At 65.2% G+C, this 21910-nt stretch carries 21 protein-coding genes and 1 riboswitch; of the genes, 9 read left to right on the top strand and 12 right to left on the bottom strand.

The annotated features are described in order from the left end of the window. Window positions 1-27: 27 nt before the first annotated feature. The 4 genes from metH to ACTIFP_RS11505 form a co-directional block, all read right to left on the bottom strand. Window positions 28-2652 carry a methionine synthase gene (gene metH, locus ACTIFP_RS11520; RefSeq protein WP_439568856.1) on the bottom strand — a complete coding sequence of 875 codons (2625 nt, stop codon included), beginning with the start codon at window positions 2650-2652 and terminating at the stop codon, window positions 28-30. Window positions 2653-2797: 145 nt separating this feature from the next. Continuing rightward, window positions 2798-3844, bottom strand: a complete 1047-nt coding sequence (locus tag ACTIFP_RS11515) for a homocysteine S-methyltransferase family protein (protein WP_439568889.1) — start codon at window positions 3842-3844, stop codon at window positions 2798-2800. Between the two features lie 14 nt (window positions 3845-3858). Beyond that, on the bottom strand, window positions 3859-4797 hold the full coding sequence (gene metF, locus ACTIFP_RS11510; RefSeq protein WP_439568855.1) for a methylenetetrahydrofolate reductase: 939 nt from the start codon (window positions 4795-4797) through the stop codon (window positions 3859-3861). Next, the gene (locus ACTIFP_RS11505) at window positions 4794-5786 is read right to left on the bottom strand and encodes an ArsR/SmtB family transcription factor (RefSeq protein WP_439568854.1); all 993 of its coding nucleotides are present in this window, start codon (window positions 5784-5786) and stop codon (window positions 4794-4796) included. Before ACTIFP_RS11505 ends, metF begins: the two co-directional genes overlap by 4 nt. 228 nt (window positions 5787-6014) lie before the next feature. On the opposite strand from ACTIFP_RS11505, the gene ACTIFP_RS11500 reads away from it, so the two are divergent. The 4 genes from ACTIFP_RS11500 (at window position 6015) to ACTIFP_RS11485 (ending at window position 7962) form a co-directional block, all read left to right on the top strand. Next, complete coding sequence (locus ACTIFP_RS11500) at window positions 6015-6335, top strand: hypothetical protein (RefSeq protein ID WP_439568853.1); 321 nt, start codon at window positions 6015-6017, stop codon at window positions 6333-6335. Between the two features lie 191 nt (window positions 6336-6526). Further along, window positions 6527-6823: an entericidin EcnAB gene (locus ACTIFP_RS11495; protein WP_439568852.1), complete on the top strand. Its 297-nt coding sequence runs from the start codon at window positions 6527-6529 to the stop codon at window positions 6821-6823. 82 nt (window positions 6824-6905) lie between these two features. Continuing rightward, on the top strand, window positions 6906-7124 hold the full coding sequence (locus ACTIFP_RS11490; protein ID WP_439568851.1) for a hypothetical protein: 219 nt from the start codon (window positions 6906-6908) through the stop codon (window positions 7122-7124). A 34-nt stretch (window positions 7125-7158) separates the two neighbouring features. Further along, window positions 7159-7251: riboswitch (ZMP/ZTP riboswitch) on the top strand. Between the two features lie 21 nt (window positions 7252-7272). Further along, entirely contained in the window at window positions 7273-7962 is a 690-nt protein-coding gene (locus ACTIFP_RS11485) for a DJ-1/PfpI family protein (protein ID WP_439568850.1), read from the top strand. Here the strand turns inward: ACTIFP_RS11485 and ACTIFP_RS11480 are convergent. The 5 genes from ACTIFP_RS11480 to ACTIFP_RS11460 all read right to left on the bottom strand — a co-directional run bounded on the left by ACTIFP_RS11480 (window position 7959) and on the right by ACTIFP_RS11460 (window position 13305). Further along, on the bottom strand, window positions 7959-8705 hold the full coding sequence (locus ACTIFP_RS11480; protein ID WP_439568849.1) for a glutaminyl-peptide cyclotransferase: 747 nt from the start codon (window positions 8703-8705) through the stop codon (window positions 7959-7961). The genes ACTIFP_RS11485 and ACTIFP_RS11480 overlap by 4 nt on opposite strands. Window positions 8706-8915: 210 nt before the next feature. Then, a complete protein-coding gene (gene groL / locus ACTIFP_RS11475; protein WP_439568848.1) occupies window positions 8916-10559 on the bottom strand; it encodes a chaperonin GroEL in 1644 nt (547 codons plus the stop codon). A gap of 63 nt (window positions 10560-10622) precedes the next feature. Continuing rightward, window positions 10623-10910 (bottom strand): co-chaperone GroES, encoded by a 288-nt coding sequence (gene groES, locus ACTIFP_RS11470; protein ID WP_037554105.1) that lies wholly within the window; start codon window positions 10908-10910, stop codon window positions 10623-10625. Window positions 10911-11030: 120 nt separating this feature from the next. Next, window positions 11031-12428: an MATE family efflux transporter gene (locus ACTIFP_RS11465; protein ID WP_439568847.1), complete on the bottom strand. Its 1398-nt coding sequence runs from the start codon at window positions 12426-12428 to the stop codon at window positions 11031-11033. Window positions 12429-12705: 277 nt separating this feature from the next. After that, window positions 12706-13305: a Pycsar system effector family protein gene (locus tag ACTIFP_RS11460; protein WP_439568846.1), complete on the bottom strand. Its 600-nt coding sequence runs from the start codon at window positions 13303-13305 to the stop codon at window positions 12706-12708. Window positions 13306-13427: 122 nt separating this feature from the next. Here ACTIFP_RS11460 and ACTIFP_RS11455 point away from each other — a divergent pair, with 122 nt between their 5' ends. The 3 genes from ACTIFP_RS11455 (at window position 13428) to ACTIFP_RS11445 (ending at window position 16958) form a co-directional block, all read left to right on the top strand. Beyond that, a complete protein-coding gene (locus ACTIFP_RS11455; RefSeq protein ID WP_439568845.1) occupies window positions 13428-13664 on the top strand; it encodes an acyl carrier protein in 237 nt (78 codons plus the stop codon). Window positions 13665-13671: 7 nt separating this feature from the next. Then, entirely contained in the window at window positions 13672-14874 is a 1203-nt protein-coding gene (gene spt, locus ACTIFP_RS11450; protein WP_439568844.1) for a serine palmitoyltransferase, read from the top strand. A 113-nt stretch (window positions 14875-14987) separates the two neighbouring features. Then, a complete protein-coding gene (locus ACTIFP_RS11445; RefSeq protein ID WP_439568843.1) occupies window positions 14988-16958 on the top strand; it encodes an ATP-binding protein in 1971 nt (656 codons plus the stop codon). Between the two features lie 96 nt (window positions 16959-17054). Here ACTIFP_RS11445 and ACTIFP_RS11440 read toward each other — a convergent pair whose 3' ends face one another. The 3 genes from ACTIFP_RS11440 to ACTIFP_RS11430 are packed head-to-tail and all read right to left on the bottom strand — an operon-like array spanning window position 17055 to window position 19423. Next, on the bottom strand, window positions 17055-17915 hold the full coding sequence (locus tag ACTIFP_RS11440) for a hypothetical protein (RefSeq protein ID WP_439568842.1): 861 nt from the start codon (window positions 17913-17915) through the stop codon (window positions 17055-17057). A 10-nt stretch (window positions 17916-17925) separates the two neighbouring features. Then, entirely contained in the window at window positions 17926-18900 is a 975-nt protein-coding gene (locus tag ACTIFP_RS11435; protein WP_439568841.1) for a diacylglycerol/lipid kinase family protein, read from the bottom strand. Window positions 18901-18907: 7 nt separating this feature from the next. Continuing rightward, window positions 18908-19423: a DUF2141 domain-containing protein gene (locus ACTIFP_RS11430; protein ID WP_439568840.1), complete on the bottom strand. Its 516-nt coding sequence runs from the start codon at window positions 19421-19423 to the stop codon at window positions 18908-18910. A 188-nt stretch (window positions 19424-19611) separates the two neighbouring features. Here ACTIFP_RS11430 and lptF point away from each other — a divergent pair, with 188 nt between their 5' ends. Together lptF and lptG are read left to right on the top strand one after the other, a co-directional pair. After that, the gene (gene lptF / locus ACTIFP_RS11425) at window positions 19612-20778 is read left to right on the top strand and encodes an LPS export ABC transporter permease LptF (protein WP_439568888.1); all 1167 of its coding nucleotides are present in this window, start codon (window positions 19612-19614) and stop codon (window positions 20776-20778) included. 1 nt (window position 20779) lies between these two features. Continuing rightward, window positions 20780-21880 carry an LPS export ABC transporter permease LptG gene (gene lptG / locus ACTIFP_RS11420; RefSeq protein ID WP_439568839.1) on the top strand — a complete coding sequence of 367 codons (1101 nt, stop codon included), beginning with the start codon at window positions 20780-20782 and terminating at the stop codon, window positions 21878-21880. Window positions 21881-21910 lie beyond the last annotated feature (30 nt).

Raw genomic sequence — 21910 nt, 5'->3', positions numbered from 1 at the left:
GTTGTCGGACAGGCGCGCGTCACGAGATTAATCGAGATTGGGCCGCAGCCAGCGCGTCGCGGTTTCCAGATCGACCCCGCGCCGCCGCGCATAATCCTCCAGCTGATCGCTGCCGATCCGCGCGACGCCGAAATACTGGCTTTCGGGATGCCCGAAATAGAAGCCGCTGACCGCCGCTGTCGGCAGCATCGCAAAGCTTTCGGTCAGCACGAGCCCGGCATTGTCACCTGCAGCCAGCAGATCGAACAGGATCGGCTTCAGGCTATGGTCGGGACAGGCGGGATAGCCGGGGGCGGGTCGGATACCGCGATATTCTTCCTTGATCAGCGCTTCATTGGTCAGCTGTTCGCCGGGCGCATAGCCCCACAGGGTGGTGCGAACATGCTGGTGCAGCCGTTCGGCGAAGGCCTCGGCGAAGCGGTCGGCCAGCGCCTTCAGCAGGATGTCGGAATAATCATCCTTGTCGGCGCGGAAGCGTTCCGAATGCGGCTCGATACCGTGGATTCCGACCGCGAAGCCGCCCATCCAGTCACCCGCTGGGTCGATGAAGTCGGCGAGGCACATATTGGCGCGGTCGCGGCTTTTCTTGATCTGCTGGCGCAGGAAGGGGAGCGTCACATGGCGTTCCTCTTCGGTGAGGTGGATCGTCACATCGTCGCCGTCGCGTGCGCAGGGCCAGAAGGCGCAGACGCCGCGTGCGGTCAGCCATTTCTCGGCAATCAGCGTGTCGAGCATCGCGTCCGCATCGGCCTTGAGCGCACGCGCCGTTTCGCCGACGACGTCATCGTCGAGGATTGACGGATAGGTGCCGTGCAATTCCCACGCGCGGAAGAAGGGCGTCCAGTCGATGCACTCGCGCAAATCGGCGAGCGACCAGTCGTCGAAGCGGTGCAGCCCGGGTTGCAGCGGCGGCGCGGGCTTGTCGCTGAGATAGGCGTCATAATAATTGGCGCGCGCTTCGTCGAGGGTGTGGAGGACACTTTGTCCCTTGCCCGCGCGCACGTCGCGGATATGGGCGTAATCGTCCTTATATCCTTGGACATAGGTGTCGCGCCCGGTGTCGCTGACCAGCGCCGTCGCCACGCCGACCGCGCGGCTGGCGTCGAGGACGTGGAGTACCGGCCCCTGATAGGCGGGGTCGATGCGCAGCGCGGTGTGGACCTTCGACGTCGTCGCGCCGCCGATCAGCAGCGGCATCGTCATCCCCGCGCGCTGCATTTCCTCGGCGACCGTCACCATCTCGTCGAGCGAGGGGGTGATCAGGCCCGACAGGCCGATCATGTCGGCGTCATTCTCGTTCGCCGCGTCAAGGATCTTCGACCAAGGCACCATCACGCCCAGGTCGACGATCTCGAAGCCATTACATTGCAGCACGACACCGACGATATTCTTGCCGATGTCGTGGACGTCGCCCTTGACGGTCGCCATCACCACCTTGCCCTTGCCCTTCGCGCCGGGTTCCTTCGATGCCTCGATGAAGGGCAGCAGATGCGCCACCGCCTTCTTCATCACGCGCGCCGATTTGACGACCTGCGGGAGGAACATCTTGCCCGATCCGAACAGGTCGCCGACGACGTTCATGCCGTCCATCAGCGGTCCTTCGATCACCTCGATCGGGCGCGGCATCAGCTGCCGCATCTCTTCGGTATCGTCGACGACATAGGCGTCGATGCCCTTGACAAGCGCATGTTCGAGCCGCTTCGCGACGTCCCAGCCGCGCCATTCCTCTGCGGCCTTTTCCTGCGCCGGGTTGCTACCCTTATAGCGTTCGGCGAGCGCGATCAGCCGTTCGGTGGGCGATGCCGCTTCGCCCTCGACCTTGCGGTTGAGCACGACATCCTCGACCGCCTGCCGCAATTCGGGGTCGATCGTGTCGTACACGTCGAGCTGCCCCGCATTGACGATCGCCATGTCGAGCCCGGCGGGGATCGCATGATAGAGGAACACGCTGTGCATCGCACGGCGCACCGTCTCGTTACCGCGAAAGCCGAACGACAGGTTCGACAGCCCGCCCGAGAAATGGACGTGCGGACAGCGCACCCGGATCACCTTCACGGCCTCGATGAAATCGACCGCATAATTGTCATGCTCTTCCAGTCCCGTCGCGACCGCGAAGACATTGGGGTCGAAGATGATGTCCTCGGGCGGAAAGCCGATGCCGGTCAGCAGCTTGTACGCGCGCTCGCAAATCTCGATCTTGCGTTCCATCGTGTCGGCCTGCCCGACCTCGTCGAACGCCATCACGACGACGGCCGCACCATAGGCCATGCACTTGCGGGCGTGTTCGAGGAAAGGCTCCTCGCCTTCCTTCATGCTGATCGAATTGACGATCGGTTTGCCGGGGACGCATTTCAGCCCCGCCTCGATGACATCCCATTTCGAGCTGTCGATCATCACCGGCACCCGAGCGATGTCGGGTTCGGCGGCGATGAGCTTGAGGAAAGTCGTCATCGCATATTCGGCGTCGAGCAGGCCTTCGTCCATGTTGACGTCGATGACCTGCGCGCCATTCTCGACCTGCTGGCGCGCGACCTCGACCGCCGCGGTATAATCGTCAGCGAGGATCAGCTTCTTGAACGCCGCGGAACCGGTGACGTTGGTGCGCTCGCCGATGTTGACGAAGTTGGTGGCGGAGGCGGTGGTTTCGGTCATCTTATGCTTTCAAGCCCCTCCCCTTCAGGGGAGGGGTTGGGGTGGGGGTCGCAGCATAGGGCGACGCCGCTTGGCCCACCCCGCTGCGACTAGCCAGCAAGCTGGCAAGTCTCGCTGCCCCTCCCCTGAAGGGGAGGGGTTAGAATCACGCCGCCATTGTGAACGGCTCCAGCCCGGCGAGCCGCGTCCGCACCGGCACCTCGGGGATCTGCCTGGCGGGCAATCCCGCGACGGCTTTCGCCATCGCGGCGATATGCGCCGGCGTCGATCCGCAGCAGCCGCCCAGGATATTGACCTGGCCATGATCGGCCCATTCGCGCACCAGCTCTGCGGTGGTCTCGGGCAGTTCGTCATATTCGCCGAGTTCGTTGGGGAGGCCGGCGTTGGGATAGACCATCACCAGCGCATCGGCGATCTCGGACAGCACTTTCACATGCGGACGCAGCTGCGCGGCGCCGAACGAGCAGTTGAGCCCGATCGTCAAGGGCTTCGCATGGCGCACCGCATACCAGAACGCCTCGACCGTGTGCCCCGACAGGTTGCGGCCCGAGAGGTCAGTCAAGGTCATCGAAATCATCAGCGGCAGTTCGCGTCCGACCTTCGCCTCGGCCTCCAGCGTCGCGGCGATGCCCGCCTTGGCGTTGAGCGTGTCGAAGATCGTCTCGATCAGGATGAAATCGGCGCCGCCCTCGGCCAGCGCGATCACCTGGTCGAGATAGACGTCCTTCAGCTCGTCGAAATCGATCTCGCGGTATCCGGGGTTGTTGACGTCGGGCGACAACGACAAGGTCTTGTTCGTCGGGCCGACCGCGCCCGCGATGAAGCGGCGGCGACCGTCGATCGCTTCATATTTGTCGGCCGCCGCGCGCCCCAGCCGCGCGCTTTCGCGATTGATGTCGGCGACCAGATGTTCGGCGCCATAATCGGCCTGGCTGATTCGGTTGGTGCTGAACGTATTGGTCGACACGATGTCGGACCCCGCCGCCAGATAGGCCTCGCCGATCGCGGAGACGATGTCCGGACGCGTCAGCGCGAGGATGTCGTTATTGCCCTTCTGATCATGCGTCAGCCCCAGATTGCCGGCATAATCGGCCTCGACCAGCTTGCGGTCCTGGATCTGCGTTCCCCAACCGCCGTCGGTGAGCAGGATACGGGTCGTCGCCGCCGCTTGCAGCGCTTCGCGTGCCCCCATTTTCGAATTGGCGCTCATGCTGCCTGATCCTTTGCGGTCGGGGTGGGGCGCAGGCCGAGCAGATGGCAAATGGCATAGCTGAGTTCGGCGCGGTTGAGCGTATAGAAATGGAAATCGCGCACCCCGCCCGCGTAAAGGCGGCGGCACATTTCGGCAGCGATCGTCGCAGCGACGAGCTGGCGCGCCGCAGGCAGATCGTCGAGCCCCTCGAACAACGAGATCATCCAAGCGGGGATCGCAGTGCCGCACATGTCGGCCATGCGCCGCGTCTGCGACACATTCGACACGGGGAGGATGCCCGGGATGATCGGCGCGTCGATTCCCGCGGCCGCCGCCGCATCGCGAAAGCGTAGGAAGCTGTCGGGCGAAAAGAAGAATTGCGTGATCGCCCGCGTCGCGCCCGCATCGAGTTTGCGCTTGAGGTTATCGAGATCGGACTCGGCGCAGTCGGCGTCGGGGTGGACCTCCGGGTAAGCGGCAACCGAAATGTCGAAGGGCGCGATCGCCTTCAGTCCCGCGACCAGCTCGATCGCGTTGGCATAGCCGTTGGGATGCGCGCGATAGGGCGCCCCACCCGGCACGTCGCCGCGCAGCGCGACAATGTGCCGCACTCCGGCCTGCCAATAGGCCTCGGCTACCTCGTCGATCTCGGCGCGCGACGCCTCGACGCAGGTCAGGTGCGCCGCGGGCGGCACCGCGCTTTCCGCCGCGATGCGCGCGACGGTCGCATGAGTGCGCTCGCGCGTCGATCCGCCCGCGCCATAAGTGACCGACACAAAGCTCGGGCCCAGCGGCTCGAGGGTGCGGAACGTGTCCCACAGCTGCGCTTCCATCTTCTCGGTCTTGGGCGGGAAAAATTCGAAGCTGACGCCGATGTCGCCGTCCAGATTGGCGAACAGCGGCGACGCCGCAGCGCGGCGCGCTTCCGCGAGCGAATTCAAGTTCGACGTCATGCCGCGAGCCTTTTTTGCTGACCGTCGCCATCCTGGGCGATCGGCGGTTGATCTTCGTCGCTGCGACGGCGGCCGAGCCAGAGCTTGACTGCCAGTTCGCCGCCTTCGAGCGTTTGGGTATTTTCCAGCAGCAGTCCTGCCGAAGCGAACCAGCCGCGGATCTGCGCGTCCGAAAAGCCGAGGCGCGCGTGCGCCGCCAGGTTGCGCAAGTCTTCATCCTCGTGCGGCGCAAAATCGACGACCAGCAAATGGCCGCCGCCGCGCAGCACCCGGCTTGCCTCGGCAATCACCCGATCGGGTTCGTGCGCAAAGTGCAGCGCCTGGTGGATGACGATGCTGTCGACGCTGGCGTCGCCGACCGGCAGGTTCAGGAAATCGCCCTGCACCAGATCGACCGGGATCGCCTGCCCCGCCAGCTTGGCGCGCGCGATGCGCAGCATTTCGGGGCTGCGATCGAGCGCGGTGATCCGGCGCGCGGTCGGCGCGAAAATTTCCGCCATCCGGCCGGTGCCGGTGCCAATGTCGAGCAAATGTCCCAACCGGCGGTTGTGCATCATCGCCAGCATCGCCGCCTCGACCTCGCTTTCGGCGACGTGGCGCGAGCGGATCGCGTCCCATTCGGCGGCATGTTCTGCAAAATAGCGCTCGGCGACCGCGACGCGTTCGTCGCGCACCGCCGCCAGCCGTCGTGCGTCATGCGCGATGACCAGCGCCTCGCGCGCCGAAAATGGCCATTTTTCTGCCTGTCCGATGATCTCCGCGATCGGTCCGCCTTTGGCGATCCGCAGAAAGACCCAGCTGCCTTCACGCCGCCGCTCGACGATGCCCGCCTCGACCAGGATCCGGACATGGCGCGACACCCGCGGCTGGCTCTGGTCGAGCACCACCGCGAGTTCGCCGATCGCCAGCTCCATCTCGCGCAGCAACGCCACGACTCGCAACCGCGTCGGGTCGGCCAGGGCCCTAAAGATGTCGATCAGTTCGCTCATGACAATACATATAAAGCTTTCTTTATATCTGGTCAACCAAGCCGCGCACCCCTATTTCCGCCGTGCGGGATCGCGCCGAAACACATTTGCGACGAAACCGGTGGGCGCGCGCAAAAAGGGCGTTGCGCGCCATTTGGCGAGCGAGTAATTCTGCGCGTGATTGGCATATTTCGGGATCGATCTGTTCCTGTGCCGGTCGATCAGTTCAAACCGAGAGGGGTTTCCCACATGAAAAAATCGATCACTCTGTCGCTCGTTCTCGCCGCCTCGCTGGGCCTCGCTGCTTGCGGTGAAAAGGCTGCCGACGACACCGCAGCCGCCACCGAAGACGCAGCAGCGACCGTCGAAGGCGCTGCTGACGGTGCGATGGAAGCCGCCGAAGGCGCTGCCGACGCTGCTGCCACCGCCGGCGCTGCCGCCGAAGGTGCGGCCGACGCCGCTGCTGCTGGCGACACCGCCGCTGCCGCCGACAAGGCGACCGAAGCTGCCGACGCCGCCAAGGAAGCGACCGACGCTGCCAAGGGCGCGATGGAAGAAGCCAAGAAGTAAGCTTCTTTCGGGCCGCTTCGGCCGAAAAAACAACGGGGGTCGTCGGTTCACCGGCGGCCCCCTTGTCTATTTGGGCGCGGACAGCGTCCCAAACGAGGGCAAAAGCTATTGATTGCCAAGCCCCTGAACCCTCGCTAACCCTCTGCATCCATGGCCGGTCACCCGGTCATTGCATTCGAAAGGAATTACCCATGCGCAAGATCCTCATCGCTTCGATGGCCGCCGCGGCCTTCAGCCTGACCGCCTGCTCGGAAAAGGCCCAGGAAGAAACCTCGGAAGCCGGCGCCGCCGTTGCTGACGATGCCGCCGCCGCTGGCGACGCCGTTGCCGAAGGTGCGGCCGACGCCGCCGAAGCAACCGCTGCCGCTGCCGACGACGCCGGCAACGCCGTCGAAGGCACCGTGAACGCTGCCGGTGACGCTGCCGCTGCCGCAGGCGACAAGATCGAAGAAGAAACCGCCAAGGCCGAAGCCAACGACAAGCAGTAAGTCGTTGGCGCGCGTCTGAGCGTGCGACTATGAAGGGGCTCCATCCAACGCGGATGGAGCCCTTTTGCGTGGGAGATGTCCTGTGAGCCGCCAATATCCGGCAACCATCCCGATCGCGGCGGCGGCGCTGCTGCTGGCCGCGGGATGCAGCCGCACCGATAACGAACCCGGCCCCGGCGGAGTAACGGTCAGCGAGGCAAAGGCCCTCGACGATGCCGCCGAAATGCTCGAAAGCCGTGACGCCGCGTCCGCCGCCGACGCGGAAACCGCGACCGACGGGCGCGAGGCGGCGGACAAATAGCGGCTTTCCCTTGGCGCGCCGCGGGGTTAGACGGGAACCGCCCCGCGACTGGCGCTGAAGATGGAGACCCATCGGGAAGCGGGGTTGGCCAAGTTGCCATGTCGAGCCGCGCGCCTGGGTGATCCATCGCCAGCGCAAGGACATCCGCATGACCGACACACCTGCCGCCCCCGCTCCGACCACCGTCGTCTTCCTGCTGTTTCCGGGCATCACCCAGCTCGATTTCACCGCGCCCGCGCAGGCGCTGTGCCGGATGCCCGGCGCGCGTCTGGTCGGCGCCGCCGCCCGCCGCGATGCGATCGCCACCGACAGCGGCTTTGCGATCCTGCCGACCGACGATTTCGCAAGCTGTCCGCAAGCCGACATCTTGTGCGTCCCCGGCGGACACGGCGTCGCCGAGGCGCTGAACGATCCCGCGACGATCGATTTCATCGCCCGCCAGGCGGCGGGCGCGCGGTGGGTGACCAGCGTGTGCACCGGCGCCTTCCTGCTCGGCCGCGCCGGGCTGCTGTCCGGCAAGCGCGCCACGACGCATTGGGCCTATGCCCATCTGCTGCCGCTGGTCGGCGCCGAACCGGTGAACGCGCGGATCGTCGAAGATGGCAATGTCGTCACCAGCGGCGGGGTGACGTCGGGGCTCGATTTCGCGCTGACGCTGATCGGCCGACTGCACGGCGATGCGGTGGCGCAGGCGATCCAGCTCGCGATCGAATATGACCCCGCCCCGCCCTATGCCGGCGGCCACCCCGACCGCACGCCGACGGCGATCACCGCGGGATTGAAGGCACGTGTCTATGATGCCGCCGCGGCGCGGCTGGCGGCGGCGCTGGGCGGCTAGCGGCAGTCGGCAAGCGCGATTTCGTAAAGCTTCGGCCAATATTTGCCGGTGACGAACAGGCGCTTCTGCTTCGCGTCCCAGGCGATGCCGTTGAGGACGCTGTCGCTGCCCCGCACCCCGGCCTCTTGTTTCAGCCCCGACAGGTCGATCCAGGATGTGATGGCGCCGCTGACGGGGTCGATCCGCACGATCATGTCGGTCATCCAGACATTGGCCCAGATTTCGCCGTCGATCGTCTCAAGCTCGTTGAGCATCGCCAGCGGGCGGCTGCCGAAGCGCACCGTGACGCGCTTCTGCTCGGTCATCGTCGCGGGATCGAAGAAGCGCAGCTGCGACGTGCCGTCGCTCAGCACCAGTGCGTCGCCGACCATGGTCACGCCCCAGCCTTCGCCGGCATATTTGAAATTGCCGACGGGCTTCAGATCCTTGATCCGCCAGCGATTGCCCACCCCGCCCTGCCAGGTGACTCCGATGATCTGGTCGCGCCAGCGGGTGATGCCCTCGCCGAACTGGTCGGCGGGCAGCCTGGTCTGGGCGAGCGCCTTGCCGGTCTTGAGGTCGAGCCGCGCGACGCGCGAGCGACCGTATTGGCCGGTGGCTTCGTAGAGGTGGCCGTTTTCCCAGAACAGGCCCTGGGTGAACGACGTCCTGTCGTGGGGGTAGCTCTGGACGATGCGGTAACCGCAGCGCTCGATCGGCTGGGCCGGGTCGGCGATCATGGCGAGGGCGAGGAGCAGGCTCATGCGGCCCAAGCTATGCGGCGCAAGGTGAACTGGCAATGTCCCTCCCCACTTTCGTCACCCCGGGCTTGACCCGGGGTCCAGCTCAGCGACGGTGGCAAGCGGGGCCCCGGATCAAGTCCGGGGTGACGGGAGGTGAAGTGCAACGAAAATGGGCCGGAGGATTGCTCCCCCGGCCCTCTTTTCATTGGCTGAGTGCCGAACGGTTCGGACTTAGAAGTCCATGCCGCCCATGCCACCCATGCCGCCGCCGCCCATGGGCATGGCGGGCTTGTCGTCGGGCGTTTCGGCGATGCCGGCTTCGGTGGTGATCAGCAGGCCGGCGACCGAGGCCGCATCCTGCAGCGCGGTGCGCACAACCTTGGTCGGGTCGATGACACCCGCCTTGACCAGGTCTTCATAGACGTCGGTCGAGGCGTTGAAGCCGAAGTTGGCGTCGTTCTGGTCGAACAGCTTGCCGGCAACAACCGCGCCGTCGAAGCCCGCGTTTTCGGCGATCTGGCGAACCGGAGCCTGCAGCGCGCGACGGATGATGTCGATGCCGCGGGTCTGGTCTTCGTTGACGCCGGTCAGGCCGTCCAATGCCTTGGTGGCATAGAGCAGCGCGGTACCGCCGCCGGGGACGATGCCTTCTTCGACCGCAGCGCGGGTCGCGTGCAGCGCGTCATCGACGCGATCCTTGCGTTCCTTCACTTCGACTTCCGAAGCGCCGCCGACCTTGATCACCGCAACGCCGCCGGCGAGCTTCGCCAGACGTTCCTGCAGCTTTTCCTTGTCGTAATCCGACGTGGTCGTTTCGATCTGGGCGCGGATCTGTTCGACGCGGCCCTTGATCGTGTCGGCATCGCCGGCACCGTCGACAATCGTGGTGTTGTCCTTGTCGATGGTGACGCGCTTGGCCTGACCCAGCATGTTCAGCGTGACGCTTTCCAGCTTGATGCCCAGGTCTTCGCTGATCATTTCACCGTTGGTCAGGATCGCGATGTCCTGCAGCATCGCCTTGCGGCGATCGCCGAAGCCCGGTGCCTTGACGGCCGCGACCTTCAGGCCGCCGCGCAGGCGGTTGACCACCAGCGTCGCGAGCGCTTCGCCTTCGATGTCTTCGGCGATGATCAGCAGCGGACGGCCCGACTGCACCACGGCTTCGAGGATCGGCAGCATCGACTGGAGGTTCGACAGCTTCTTTTCGAAGATCAGGATGTACGGATCGGCCAGCTCGACGAGCATCTTTTCCGGGTTGGTGATGAAGTAAGGCGACAGGTAACCGCGGTCGAACTGCATGCCCTCGACGACGTCGAGCTCGAAATCGAGACCCTTGGCTTCTTCGACGGTGATCACGCCTTCCTTGCCGACCTTATCCATCGCTTCGGCGATCTTTTCGCCGACGATGGTGTCGCCATTGGCCGAAATGATACCGACCTGGGCGATTTCGGCGGTGCCCGAAACGGCCTTCGACTGCGCCTTGATGGTGTCGACGACGCGGGTGACCGCCAGGTCGATGCCGCGCTTCAGGTCCATCGGGTTCATGCCGGCAGCAACCGACTTCATGCCTTCGCGGACGATCGCCTGCGCCAGCACAGTCGCGGTGGTGGTACCGTCACCGGCAAGATCGTTGGTCTTCGAAGCGACTTCGCGGACCATCTGCGCGCCCATGTTTTCGAACTTGTCCTTGAGTTCGATTTCCTTGGCGACGGTGACGCCGTCCTTGGTGATGCGGGGGGCGCCGAAGCTCTTGTCGATCACGACGTTGCGGCCCTTGGGACCGAGGGTGACCTTCACCGCGTCGGCGAGGATGTCGACACCGCGCAGGATGCGTTCGCGCGCGTCGCGGCTAAATTTTACGTCTTTTGCAGCCATGGGGCTATTCCTTTCAAAGGCGCAGAAAACTGCGCAACTTCATTCGCAAATCGACAAACAAGCTCAGGCGATAACGCCGAGGATGTCCGATTCCTTCATGATCAGCAGCTCTTCGCCGTCGACCTTGACTTCGGTGCCCGACCATTTGCCGAACAGGATGCGGTCACCCGCCTTGACGTCGAGCGGGGTCACCTTGCCATCGTCGGCGCGGGTGCCCGAACCGACGGAGACGACTTCGCCTTCCTGCGGCTTTTCCTTGGCGGTGTCGGGAATGATGATGCCGCCAGCCGTTTTTTCTTCGGCTTCGATACGGCGAACCAGCACGCGGTCGTGCAGCGGACGAAATTGCATGGATATCCCTCCAGAAATGCAATGGATGTCATTTAGCACTCACGGGGTGCGAGTGCTAACAGACGGCCATATGGGTGGGAGTCCGATAGGCGTCAAGCGCCGCAGTCCAAGTTTTTTGCGTCAGGCCGGGAGCAGGCCAAGACGGGCGCGCATCCGCCAGCGCATGAGCAGCACCGCCGACACGACGATCAGCCCCACCGCCAGCCCGATCCACACCCCGACCCCGGCGAGCGAGGTCCAGAAGCCGAGGTAGATGGCGGTGCCATAGCCCGCGATCCAGTAACCGCAGATCGCGATGATCATCGGGGTACGCGTATCCTGAAGCCCGCGCAGCACCCCGGCAGCAACCGCCTGCGCGCCGTCGAACAGCTGGAACGCCGCGGCGACGACCAGAAACTGCATGGCGAAACCGACCAGCGCCGCGTTGCGCGCCGCATCGACATCGACATAGATCGACAGCACCAGCGTCGGGAACAGCCACATCAGCAGCGCAGTGAACGCCATGAAGCCGATGCCGAGCACCAGCGACGCCTGCCCCGCCTGCGCGATGCCGCGGTGGTCGCGCGCACCATAGGCCAGCCCGACGCGGATCGTCGCCGCCTGCGCCACCCCGAACGGGATCTGGAAGGCGAGCGCCGCGACCTGGAGCGCGATCGTGTGGCCCGCGAGTTCGGCCTCGCCGATCCGGCCCATCAGGAACGCCGCGCCAGTGAACAGCCCGGCCTCGGCCAAAATGGTCAGGCTGATCGGGGTGCCGATGCGCAGCATGTCGAAAAAGCGCGTCCACTCGCTGCGCCACCAGTTGCCGAACAGATGATAACGCCGCAGCCGCCGGTCGGACTGGATGACGACGACATAGGCGGCAAGCATCAGCACGCTGGTCAACACGCTGGAGATTGCCGAGCCGTGCAGCCCGAGCGCGGGCATGCCGAGATTGCCGAACACCAGCGCCCAGTTGCCGAGCGCATTGGCCCCAAGCGCGCCAAAGGTGATCGCGGTCGCGATCGTCGGGCGCCCGAGCGCCGAGACGAAGATCCGCAGCACCGCCGCCGCGATCATCGGGAACATGCCCCACATCAGGATCAGCAGGAAACCGGCCGCGCGCGCCGAGGTTTCGGCGGGCTGTCCGGTCAGGGTCATGATCGGCCCGCCCGCGGCGCAGATGCCCATGAAGACGAGCGACACCAAGGCGCTGAGCCAGAGCGCCATGCGCACCGTGCGCCGCACTTCACGCACCGTATGCTTGCGGCGGCCAAGCTCGGCAGCGATCAGCGGCGCGGCGGCGCCGACCAGCCCGCTGCCGGTCCACAGTAGCAGGCCAAAGATCGACACGCCGAGCGACGAGGCGGCGAGCGCCGCATCGCCGAGCCGCGCCACGAAGATGACGTCGATCGCGTGGACTAGCATCTGGAGCAGGTTTGCCGCGGCCAGCGGCAAGGCCAGCGCCAGCGTCGCCCGGAACTCCTGGCGAAGACCCCGCGGCGTTTCCGCGGTCAAAGGCGTGGCCTGTTGCAACATAGCCGGCCCGGATAGGCGCGGCGGCGCGGCGGTTCAATCCGGGGCGACTATCGGGGGGATTTTCGATGGCCGGGGTGGCAAAAAGGCAACAGAATCGCCCTTCCCCCTTGATGGGGGAAGGATACGAAGCCTTGCCACGAATGTGGCTAGGCGAAGTTGGATGGGGGTGACGGTGCGTCCTTGCACCATCGTTTCAGGCCGCGAGCGCACCCCCTCCGCTGCGACTAAGCCAGCAAGCTGGCAAGTCTCGCTGCCTCCCCCATCCAGGGGGAGGGATTCAGGCCCACATCGACGCCATCTCGAACGCAAACGCCCCAAAGGTCAGCGTCAGCCCGACGACGAACAGGCGATACGCATAGGCCAGATAACGATATTTGCGCCGCGCGAGGACGATGCCGTTCTGATAGGTGTCGCGCAGCATCACTTCGTACAGATCTTCCTCGGTCCGTAGCCGCGCTTTCACCGCGTCGATGAACTCATCCTCCTCCATCTGGGCAAAGCGGCCGAAGAACAGGATGTTGCTGTGGTCCTTGCCGTCGCGATAAACGATCGGCGGCGCCTTGCCGACACGCGGCAGCACTGCCGACACCGCGAGCAGCGCCGACAGGAAGGAAAAGGTCGCGAGGATCGCGAGCGGCACTGCCAGTGCCCCGCCGCCCGAGCGCGCCTGTCCGATCGCGAGCGTGAAGACCACAAAGGTCGCGCCCATCAGGATCGACGCCTTTTGATCGGCCATCTGCGACAATTGCATCGTAATCTGCTGGTTGGTGCGGACCAGGTGCACCGCGTTCGACGGAAAGGAAATCGCCGGCCGGCCCTGCGATGTCTTTGAATCTGCGCTGTCCATGCCAAGCTGCCCCTGCTGGCGACCCGCCACAGGGATGCCATGAAGTGCCGGGGGCGGCAAGATGCTGCCCTGTTCCCGCCGCATTCACTTGCCAATCGGACAGGAGCGCGGCATTCCCGCGCGCAATCTTATTCCTTTATGGGACGCACCACATGAGCACCGCCCTGACCGACCAGATTTACGGCCTGATCGCGCCCTTCAACAAAAAGAGCGTCGAGCTGACCGACGCCACGACCTTTGCCGGCGACCTCGAATGGGACAGCCTGACGGTAATGGATTTCGTCGCCGAGGTCGAAGACACGTTCGACATCATCATCAGCATGAATATGCAGGCCGAAATCGAGACCGTCGGCCAGCTGGTCGCGGCGGTAGAGAAGCTGCAGGGCTGACAGGGCGATGACCGACCTCTTTTCGAAATTCGACCCGCTGATCCAGCAGCGCGAAACCCTGCTCGCGACCGGGGTCACCGATCCCTATAATCTGGTGATGGAAAAGGTGATCTCGCCGACCGTCGCGATCTGCAATGGGCGCGAGACGATCCTGCTCGGCACCTACAACTATATGGGCATGACCTTCGACGAGGATGTCATCGCCGCGGGCAAGGACGCGCTCGCCAAGTTCGGCAGCGGCACCACCGGCAGCCGCGTCCTCAACGGCACCTATCAGGGGCACAAGGAATGCGAGGACGCGCTCAAGGAATTTTACGCCATGGACCATGCCATGGTGTTTTCAACGGGTTATCAGGCGAACCTCGGCATCATTTCGACGATCGCGGGCAAGGGCGACTATGTCATCCTCGACATCGACAGCCATGCGTCGATCTATGACGGCTGCGCGATGGGCAACGCCGAAATCGTCGCCTTCCGCCACAATGACGTCGACGCGCTCGAAAAGCGGCTGAAGCGCCTGCCGCCCGAAGCGGGCAAGCTGGTCGTGCTCGAAGGCGTCTATTCGATGCTCGGCGACATCGCGCCGCTGAAAGAGATGATCCGCGTCTCGAAGGAAGCCGGCGCGATGGTGCTGGTCGACGAGGCGCATTCGATGGGCTTTATCGGCGAAAATGGCCGCGGCGTTGCCGAAGCGCAGGGCGTGCTGGACGATGTCGACTTCATCATCGGCACCTTCAGCAAGAGCGTCGGCACCGTGGGCGGGTTCTGCGTTTCGAACAATCCGAAGTTCGAGATATTGCGGCTCGTCTGTCGTCCTTATGTCTTCACCGCGTCGCTGCCGCCGAGCGTCGTCGCGACCGCGGCGACGAGCATCCGCAAGCTGATGCACGGGTCGAACAAGCGCGCGCATCTGTGGGAAAATTCCAAGATACTCCATAAGGGGCTTCGCGATCTGGGTTTCCAGCTCGGCACCGACGAGCCGCAGTCAGCGATCATTGCGGTGATCATGCCCGACCTTGAGCGCGGCGCGATGATGTGGGAAGCGCTGCTGGAGGAAGGGCTTTACGTCAACCTCGCGCGCCCGCCCGCGACCCCGGCGAACATGACGCTGCTGCGCTGTTCGCTGTGCGCCGAACACAGTGTCGAGCAAGTCGGCGAGATCCTGGGCCGCTTCGAGCGCGCGGGCCAGCGCGTCGGCATTATCGGCTGAACCGAGACCGTCCGCCGACCAGCGGATTCCTTTTCGGGGCGAGTTGATGCGGTGTTAAGGCACGCGGGGCTTCGGCGCTTTGCGGCGCGGCGCTTGTCCGGTAAGACGGGCGCGTGTTCGAGAGGGATGGCGATACGGAAACCGACGGGCGGCGGGAGCGGTTACGCTTTTGGCTGACGATCGGGATGGCGACGCTGCTGACCGGCGTCGTCGCGGCGCTCGTCCTGTTGCTGGCGCGCGCCAACGACAATTATGACCGCTCGCTCGGATGGCAGACGCAGAGCCTGGAAGTCATTTCGCAGACCCGCTCGCTCGACGCCGCGCTGGCGCGCGCCGAAGCGGCGCTGGGGCGTTTCGCAGTCGGCTTGCAGAAAGAGGATGGCCGCGTTTTTCAGCAGCAATGGGGGCTAGCGCGGCAATATCTGACGCGGCTCGACCGCACCGTTCGCGACAATGCGGTGCAATCGAAGCTGGTCGACGACCTGACGCAAGAGATGGACCGGCGCGGCAGCCAGCTTGGCGACGCAGCGCTCAGCGCCAATTACAGCCAGACGGTCGCGGCGATTTCCAAATATCATGCCGCCGGCCACGACGCCGGGCTGGGCCGTATCGACCGGCTGTTGACCGAGATCATCGGCAACGAACGCGCGCTGCTGCGCGAGCGCAATCGCGTCGCCGCCGCCGACCGCGCCAGCCTGAACCAGGCGATCCTGCTCTTTTCGCTGCTCGGCGCCGCCGCCGCGGCGGTGGCGATCGGCGCCACTTTCTCGCTCGTCCGCGCCGAAGCCGAGCGCCGCGTCGCGCGGCGCGAGCAAGCCGCGGAAAGCGACCGCGCGATGCAGCTGGAAGAGGCGGTCGAAGCGCGCACCGCCGAACTCGAACAGGCGAATATCGCGCTGCGCAGCGAAATGACCGAGCGCGAGGCGGCCGAGGCGCAGCTCCGCCAGGCGCAGAAGATGGAGGCGGTCGGTCAGCTGACCGGCGGCATCGCGCATGATTTCAACAATATGCTGGCGGTCGTTGTCGGCGGACTCGAACTCGCGCAGCGCTGGCTGCCGGGTACCCCCGAAAAGGCCGAACGCCACCTCGCCAACGCGCTCGACGGCGCCAACCGCGCCGCCGACCTGACGCGGCGGTTGCTCACCTTTGCCCGCGCCGAACCCGCGCGCCCCGAAATCACCGCGGTCGATGGCTGCATCGCCAGCTTTGCCGAGCTGATCGAACGGACGATCGGCGACCGCATCGCGCTGACGCTCGACCTCCATGCCGACGGTCTCGCCTGCTGGCTCGACCGGCAACAGTTCGAAAACGCGCTCCTCAACCTCGCGGTCAACGCGCGCGATGCGATGAACGGCCATGGCGCGCTGACCATCCGCACCCTGGGCGACGGCGACGGGCGGGCGTTGGCGGTGCAGGTGATCGACACCGGGTGCGGCATGGCGCCCGACGTGCTCGAACGCGTGTTCGATCCCTTCTACACCACCAAGCCCGCGGGTCAGGGAACCGGGCTGGGGATGAGCCAGGTCTTTGCCTTTTGCCGCCAGTCGGGCGGCGAGGTGCAGATTTCGTCGACCGAAGGCGAAGGCACCAGCGTCGCGATGCTGTTGCCGGTGGCGCGGCCGCAGGATGTTGCCGCGACGCCGAGCGAAACCGACGGCGCCCCCGCCGACGCCCCGCCGGCCGAAGCGCTGAACATCCTGGTGATCGAGGACGACCAGCGCGTGCTGGCGGCGACGGTCGATGCGGTCGAGGAACTGGGCCACAGCGCGGTCGCGTGCGGCAATCCGCTGGAGGCCGAGCGGCTCGTCGAGCGGCGGCTGGCCGACGGCAGCGGTTTCGACCTCATCTTGTCTGACGTGCTGATGCCCGTGCTCACCGGACCGGAACTGGTGGCGCAGCTCAAGCGGCGCTGGCCCGAACTGTCGGTGCTGTTCGTGACCGGCTATTCGGGCGACGCGAGCGAGGTCGCGAGTTTCGGCGACCATGACGTGCTGCGCAAACCCTTCACCCTCAACGCGCTCGATCAGGCGATCCGGCGCTGCGGCGAGGCCCGGTTGGCCGAGGGACAGCGGCTGGCGAGTTGAACCCTATTTCGTCATTCCGGCGAAAGCCGGAATCTCACCGGTGCGCGGATTATCGACGTCGAGATCCCGGCCTCCGCCGGGATCTCGAATCCCGTTTTACCGGATCGCGCCGCTTTTCATCAGGCGCGGCACCAAAGTCAGTGCGGCGACCAGCGGCCAGCGGCGTTGCCACGGCTTGATCTCGATCTTTGTCCCTGCGTGGCGATTGATCTTCCACGCCAGATAATCGATGCCGCCGGCATAGGTCAGGCTGGCCTTGGCGAGCCGCGCGATGCTGAGCGCCTTGCCTTCCAGCCGCCGCCGCGGCCAGCCGCCGCCGCGCGCACCGGTCGGGATTGCCGCCATCGCGGGAATGCTGAAGCGTTGGTAGCGTTCGGCGTCGGCATCGACCACCGATTGCGCGCGGCCCGTCCGCTCGGCCCGCAGTTCGACCGAGTAAGTCAGCGCGAAAGCACGCCGCCACCAGTCGAGCGGCGGTTCGCCATCGACCGCACCCGCCGCCGCCAGCAAAGTCGGCGCGGCGCGCGCGACCGCGGCGATCGAACGCTGCCGCGCCGTATCGTCGACCGCCCACACCAGCCGTGACGGCTGCGCAAAGCGCGCCCACACCGACACGTTGCGCGTCTCGGCGCCATTCAGACGGTGAAAATCGGCCTCGCTGAGCACCGCATATTTGGCGATCAGTCCGCCGTGCTGGAACGGAAAGACATTGGGCGGGATCAGCCGGTTGGCCGCCGCCAACCAGCGTTTGGGATAGGCGTCGCCATAATCCGACACGATCAGGTAGAAATCGAGCATCAGCCCGTCGAGCTCGCTCTCACGCAGGCAGCTGCCGTAAAACAGCACCGCGCGCGCGCTACCCGGATATTGCGCGGCGATCGCCTGCGCCATCGCGGTGACGCGCGGGTCGACGGGGACCGATAATTCGGCGCGAACCAGGTCGGTCAAAGCGGACACGCGCGAGCGCTCAGGCGGCGAGGCGCAGGAAGGGAACCGGCTGCGTCGAAGTCAGGATGATCGGCTTGCCCGACTTCGCCTGAAAAATCTCGCCGTCCAGGATCACGTTCGACCGCTCGCCCTCGATGCGGATTTCATCGCCCTGCTGAAAATGCACCCCGTCGAGCTGGCTTTGCCCCAGCGTGCCGCGCCAGGTCGCGCCAAGCATGCGGACCAGCGCGCCAAGCCCGCGCTCGACCGCGAGCAGCTTCATCTGGCCGCTTTCGCCGGCGCGGTCGGTGGTGCGCATGCTGAGCAGCAATTTTTCCAGCGTCGTGACGATCAGCAGCGAAAATTTGCCCTTGAACTCGCCCTGACGGATCAACGACACCGTCATCGCCTCGGGCTTGGGCGGCAGCCGTCCGCCACCGAGCCCGAACATCATCGCGAACAGGCCGAGGATGGCGGCCAGGAAATGCGAAATGCCGTTGGGCAGGCCAAGCGGATAGATGCGATTGCGGCAATAGAGCATGACGTCGGCGAGATAGGCACCGCCGAGGAACATGCCGAGCACCGGGCGCGCTTCGCCGCCGCTGTCGAGCGAGATCAGCTGGCGCTGGATCACATGATCGTCGAGCTGACCCGATTCGACCAGCTCGATCACCCGCTGCAACGCCTTGATCGGATCGCCCTCGGCGCCAAGGTCGAGCGCGATCAAATTGGTCTTGCCGTTCGGCAGCACCGCGACCGGCGGCGGCGAGCCGCCGAAATGCCCGCCCGAATAGAGTTCGGTCAGCGCGGCCTGCACCGTGCCGTCGCCACCGTTGATGACGACGACGCGCGGCGATACCATGGCGATGGTACGGATCGCCTCACCGATCTGGTCGACGTCCTCGACCTCGTAATGAAAGATGTCGGGATGCGCCGCGCAATATTCGCGAACCCGCGGCAACAGGGCACGGTTGCCCGTCGAACGCGGATTGGAAAGAAGCGCGACGCTGGCCATATTGTCCCTATTCGACCGGGTCGAACGACAGGCCGTTGACGTAGTTCAGCACGACCGGGACGCGCTTGGTGGCGCCGCCGACCGCAAAGCTGACCGTCGCCAATTTCGGCTTCCGCTTGAAGATGAAATCGCTGACCTTCATGTCGGGATTGCCCGACAGCCCGGCACCGTCGCTGCGGTCCGATTTGCCGTTGCCGTTCATGTCATGCCGTACCGACACGACATAGCTGCCCGGCTGCTTGACCGGGACGCAGACCGACATGGTTCCGGCGCGCGACACGGGCACGTCGACCCGCTCGATCCATTTGCGCTTTTCCAGATAGCTGCTGTTCGCGCTGTAAATCTGGACCCGTACGGTCCCGGTGCGCGCCTTGAAACCGCGGACGTCGACCTGGACGGCGGTCGCATTGCTGTTGCACAGGGCGGCTGCCGGACCCAGCGCAGCACCCTCGGCCGCGACGGGCGCAATCAGCGCGCCGGCGGCACCGGCGGCGAGCATCCCGGCGAGAAAAATTTTCGACATGACCTCAATACCTCCAGAGGTTATAGCCACGCCAGCAAACGCATGATGCACCTGCCGGCACGGGTTCCTGTCGCCCTTGCATCGGCATATCGGAACCATTTGCGGCCAAATCATGGTGATGGGGCGACGAAAGATTGAATAAGCTGCCTGCCATCGACCGCTACATCGCGCGTCTCATCTTTTTTCCCATGCTGGGTACGCTGGTCCTGTCGGCGATGCTGCTGGTGCTGGAAAAGATGCTGCGCCTGTTCGACTTCGTCGCGACCGAAGGCGGCCCGGTCAGCGTCGTGTGGCGCATGCTCGCCAACCTGATCCCCGAATATCTGTCGCTGGGCATCCCGATTGGGTTGATGCTGGGCATTTTGCTGGCCTTTCGCAAGCTCGCGACGACTAGCGAGCTCGATGTGCTGAAGGGTGTCGGCATGAGTTTCGGGCGCCTGATGCGCGTGCCGTTCGCCTATGCGATCGCGCTGGCGGCGCTCAACCTCGCGATCGTCGGCTTCATTCAGCCGATCGCGCGCTACGCCTATGAAGGGTTGCAGTTCGAGCTGCGCTCGGGCGCGCTCGGCGCCTCGATCAAGGTCGGCGAATTCACCAAATTGGGCGACCGCATGACCTTGCGGATCGAGCAAAGCTATGAGGATGGGCGCGCGCTGCGCGGCATTTTCGTGCGCGGCGACAACAAGGACGGCCAGCGCGTTTCGGCGACCGCGGCGCGCGGCCAGTTCCTCGCCACCGACGATCCCGACACCATCATCCTGCGCCTGTCGCAGGGGGTGCTGATCCACGAATCGCCAAAATTTGCGGTGCCGCGGGTGCTGACCTTCGACAATCACGACCTGCCGATCCCGCTGCCCAAGATCGAGGCGTTCCGCACTCGCGGCGGCGCCGACCGCGAAATGACCATCCCCGAGCTGTTCGTCGCCGGCAAGGATGAGAGCCAGTCGGTGCAGACGCGGCTCGAATCGCGCGCGAATTTCCATTTCCGCATCGTCGAAGTGATGTCGATGTTCCTGATCCCGCTGATCGCGATCGCGCTGGCGATCCCGCCCAAACGCTCAACCTCTTCGCTTGGGGTGTTCCTGTCGATCGTGCTGCTGGTGACCCAGCACAAGATCAACCAATATGCCGAAGATATGGGCGCGCGCGGGGTGATCGACCCGCTGATCGCGCTGTGGGTGCCCTTCCTGCTGTTCGCGGCGCTGGCGATCTGGATGTATTATGTCGTCGCGCATGTGCCGGGCGGCCAGCCGATCGGCGCGCTCGAACGCGTCGCGGCCAAGACGACGCAAAAGATCCGCGGGCTGGCGACGCTGTTCCAGCGCAAGCCGCGGGGCGTGGAAAGCCTGACCTGATATGCACCAGCTTCATTTTTTCCCGTCGCGCACGATGGCGCTCTATGTCGGACGCCTGTTCCTGGTCCGCTCCTTTTCGATCCTGTTCGCGCTGGTGCTGATCCTGCAGACGCTCGACCTGCTCGGCGAAAGCGGCAAGATATTGGCAGTCGCGGGCAACAGCGATGCGGATGTCTGGCGCTACGTCGGGATGCGGTTGCCGCAGATTATCGAGACCTTCCTGCCCTTTTCGGTGCTGCTCGGCACCATATTGACCTTGATCACGCTCAACCAGAACAGCGAAGTCGTGGCGATGAAGGCGTCGGGGATGTCGGCGCACCAGGTGCTGGCGCCCTTGTTCCTCGCCGCGCTGCTCGTCGCCGCGATCAGCTTTGCCTTCAACGAACGCATCGTCACCCGGTCGACCGCCGCGCTCAGCGCCTGGCAAAAGGTCGAGTATAAAAGGGTGCCACCCGACAATGGCGTGCGCAGCAATATCTGGGTCCGCGACGGCGACGACCTGATCAATGCGGCGACGGTCGAAACCGGTGGGCCGGCGATCGTCCTGCGCGGCGTCACCATCTACGAACGCACCGGCGGCGTGCTGTCGTCGATGCTGTCCGCCGACAGCGCGCGCTCGGTCGTGGGCGGCGGCTGGGAATTGACCGGCGCGACCCGCTTCCTGCGCCGCTCGGGCACGGTCGAACCGCTCGGCACTATTGTCGCGGCCAAGAATGTGCGCCCCGACCAGTTCACGCTGGCGCAGGTCGACGGCGACGAGCTGCCCTTCCTGAAGCTGAAGGCGGCGATCGACGATCTGGAGGCGGCGGGGCGGCCCGTCGACGCGCTGAAGGGCGTGTTGTGGCACAAGATTTCGGGGCCGCTGTCGGCGATCCTGATGCCGCTGCTCGGCGCGGTCGCGGCGTTCGGGCTGGCGCGATCGGGCAAGCTGTTCATCCGCGCGATCCTGGGCATGGGGCTCGGCTTCGCCTATTTCGTCGCCGACAATTTCGCCCTCGCGATGGGCGATCTGGGCGCTTACTCGCCATTTCTGGCGGCGTGGGGACCATTCATATTGTTCGCGCTGATCGGCGAGATGATTTTGATTCGGACTGAGGAATAGGGCGACCGCCCATATTCTATGGGAGAAGCG

This window comes from Sphingopyxis sp., from assembly GCF_051861155.1.
GTDB lineage: Bacteria > Pseudomonadota > Alphaproteobacteria > Sphingomonadales > Sphingomonadaceae > Sphingopyxis.
This window is presented reverse-complemented; position numbering and strand designations above follow the sequence as displayed.

Coding starts and splice junctions, on each gene's coding strand:
- ACTIFP_RS11430 (WP_439568840.1), bottom strand. CDS start 19,423: ATGTCGAAAATTTTTCTCGCCGGGATGCTCGCCGCCGGTGCCGCCGGC.
- metF (WP_439568855.1), bottom strand. CDS start 4,797: ATGACGTCGAACTTGAATTCGCTCGCGGAAGCGCGCCGCGCTGCGGCG.
- lptF (WP_439568888.1), top strand. CDS start 19,612: ATGCTGGGTACGCTGGTCCTGTCGGCGATGCTGCTGGTGCTGGAAAAG.
- ACTIFP_RS11505 (WP_439568854.1), bottom strand. CDS start 5,786: ATGAGCGAACTGATCGACATCTTTAGGGCCCTGGCCGACCCGACGCGG.
- lptG (WP_439568839.1), top strand. CDS start 20,780: ATGCACCAGCTTCATTTTTTCCCGTCGCGCACGATGGCGCTCTATGTC.
- ACTIFP_RS11500 (WP_439568853.1), top strand. CDS start 6,015: ATGAAAAAATCGATCACTCTGTCGCTCGTTCTCGCCGCCTCGCTGGGC.
- ACTIFP_RS11480 (WP_439568849.1), bottom strand. CDS start 8,705: ATGAGCCTGCTCCTCGCCCTCGCCATGATCGCCGACCCGGCCCAGCCG.
- spt (WP_439568844.1), top strand. CDS start 13,672: ATGACCGACCTCTTTTCGAAATTCGACCCGCTGATCCAGCAGCGCGAA.
- ACTIFP_RS11465 (WP_439568847.1), bottom strand. CDS start 12,428: ATGTTGCAACAGGCCACGCCTTTGACCGCGGAAACGCCGCGGGGTCTT.
- ACTIFP_RS11495 (WP_439568852.1), top strand. CDS start 6,527: ATGCGCAAGATCCTCATCGCTTCGATGGCCGCCGCGGCCTTCAGCCTG.
- ACTIFP_RS11515 (WP_439568889.1), bottom strand. CDS start 3,844: ATGGGGGCACGCGAAGCGCTGCAAGCGGCGGCGACGACCCGTATCCTG.
- groES (WP_037554105.1), bottom strand. CDS start 10,910: ATGCAATTTCGTCCGCTGCACGACCGCGTGCTGGTTCGCCGTATCGAA.
- ACTIFP_RS11435 (WP_439568841.1), bottom strand. CDS start 18,900: ATGGCCAGCGTCGCGCTTCTTTCCAATCCGCGTTCGACGGGCAACCGT.
- groL (WP_439568848.1), bottom strand. CDS start 10,559: ATGGCTGCAAAAGACGTAAAATTTAGCCGCGACGCGCGCGAACGCATC.
- ACTIFP_RS11455 (WP_439568845.1), top strand. CDS start 13,428: ATGAGCACCGCCCTGACCGACCAGATTTACGGCCTGATCGCGCCCTTC.
- ACTIFP_RS11485 (WP_439568850.1), top strand. CDS start 7,273: ATGACCGACACACCTGCCGCCCCCGCTCCGACCACCGTCGTCTTCCTG.
- metH (WP_439568856.1), bottom strand. CDS start 2,652: ATGACCGAAACCACCGCCTCCGCCACCAACTTCGTCAACATCGGCGAG.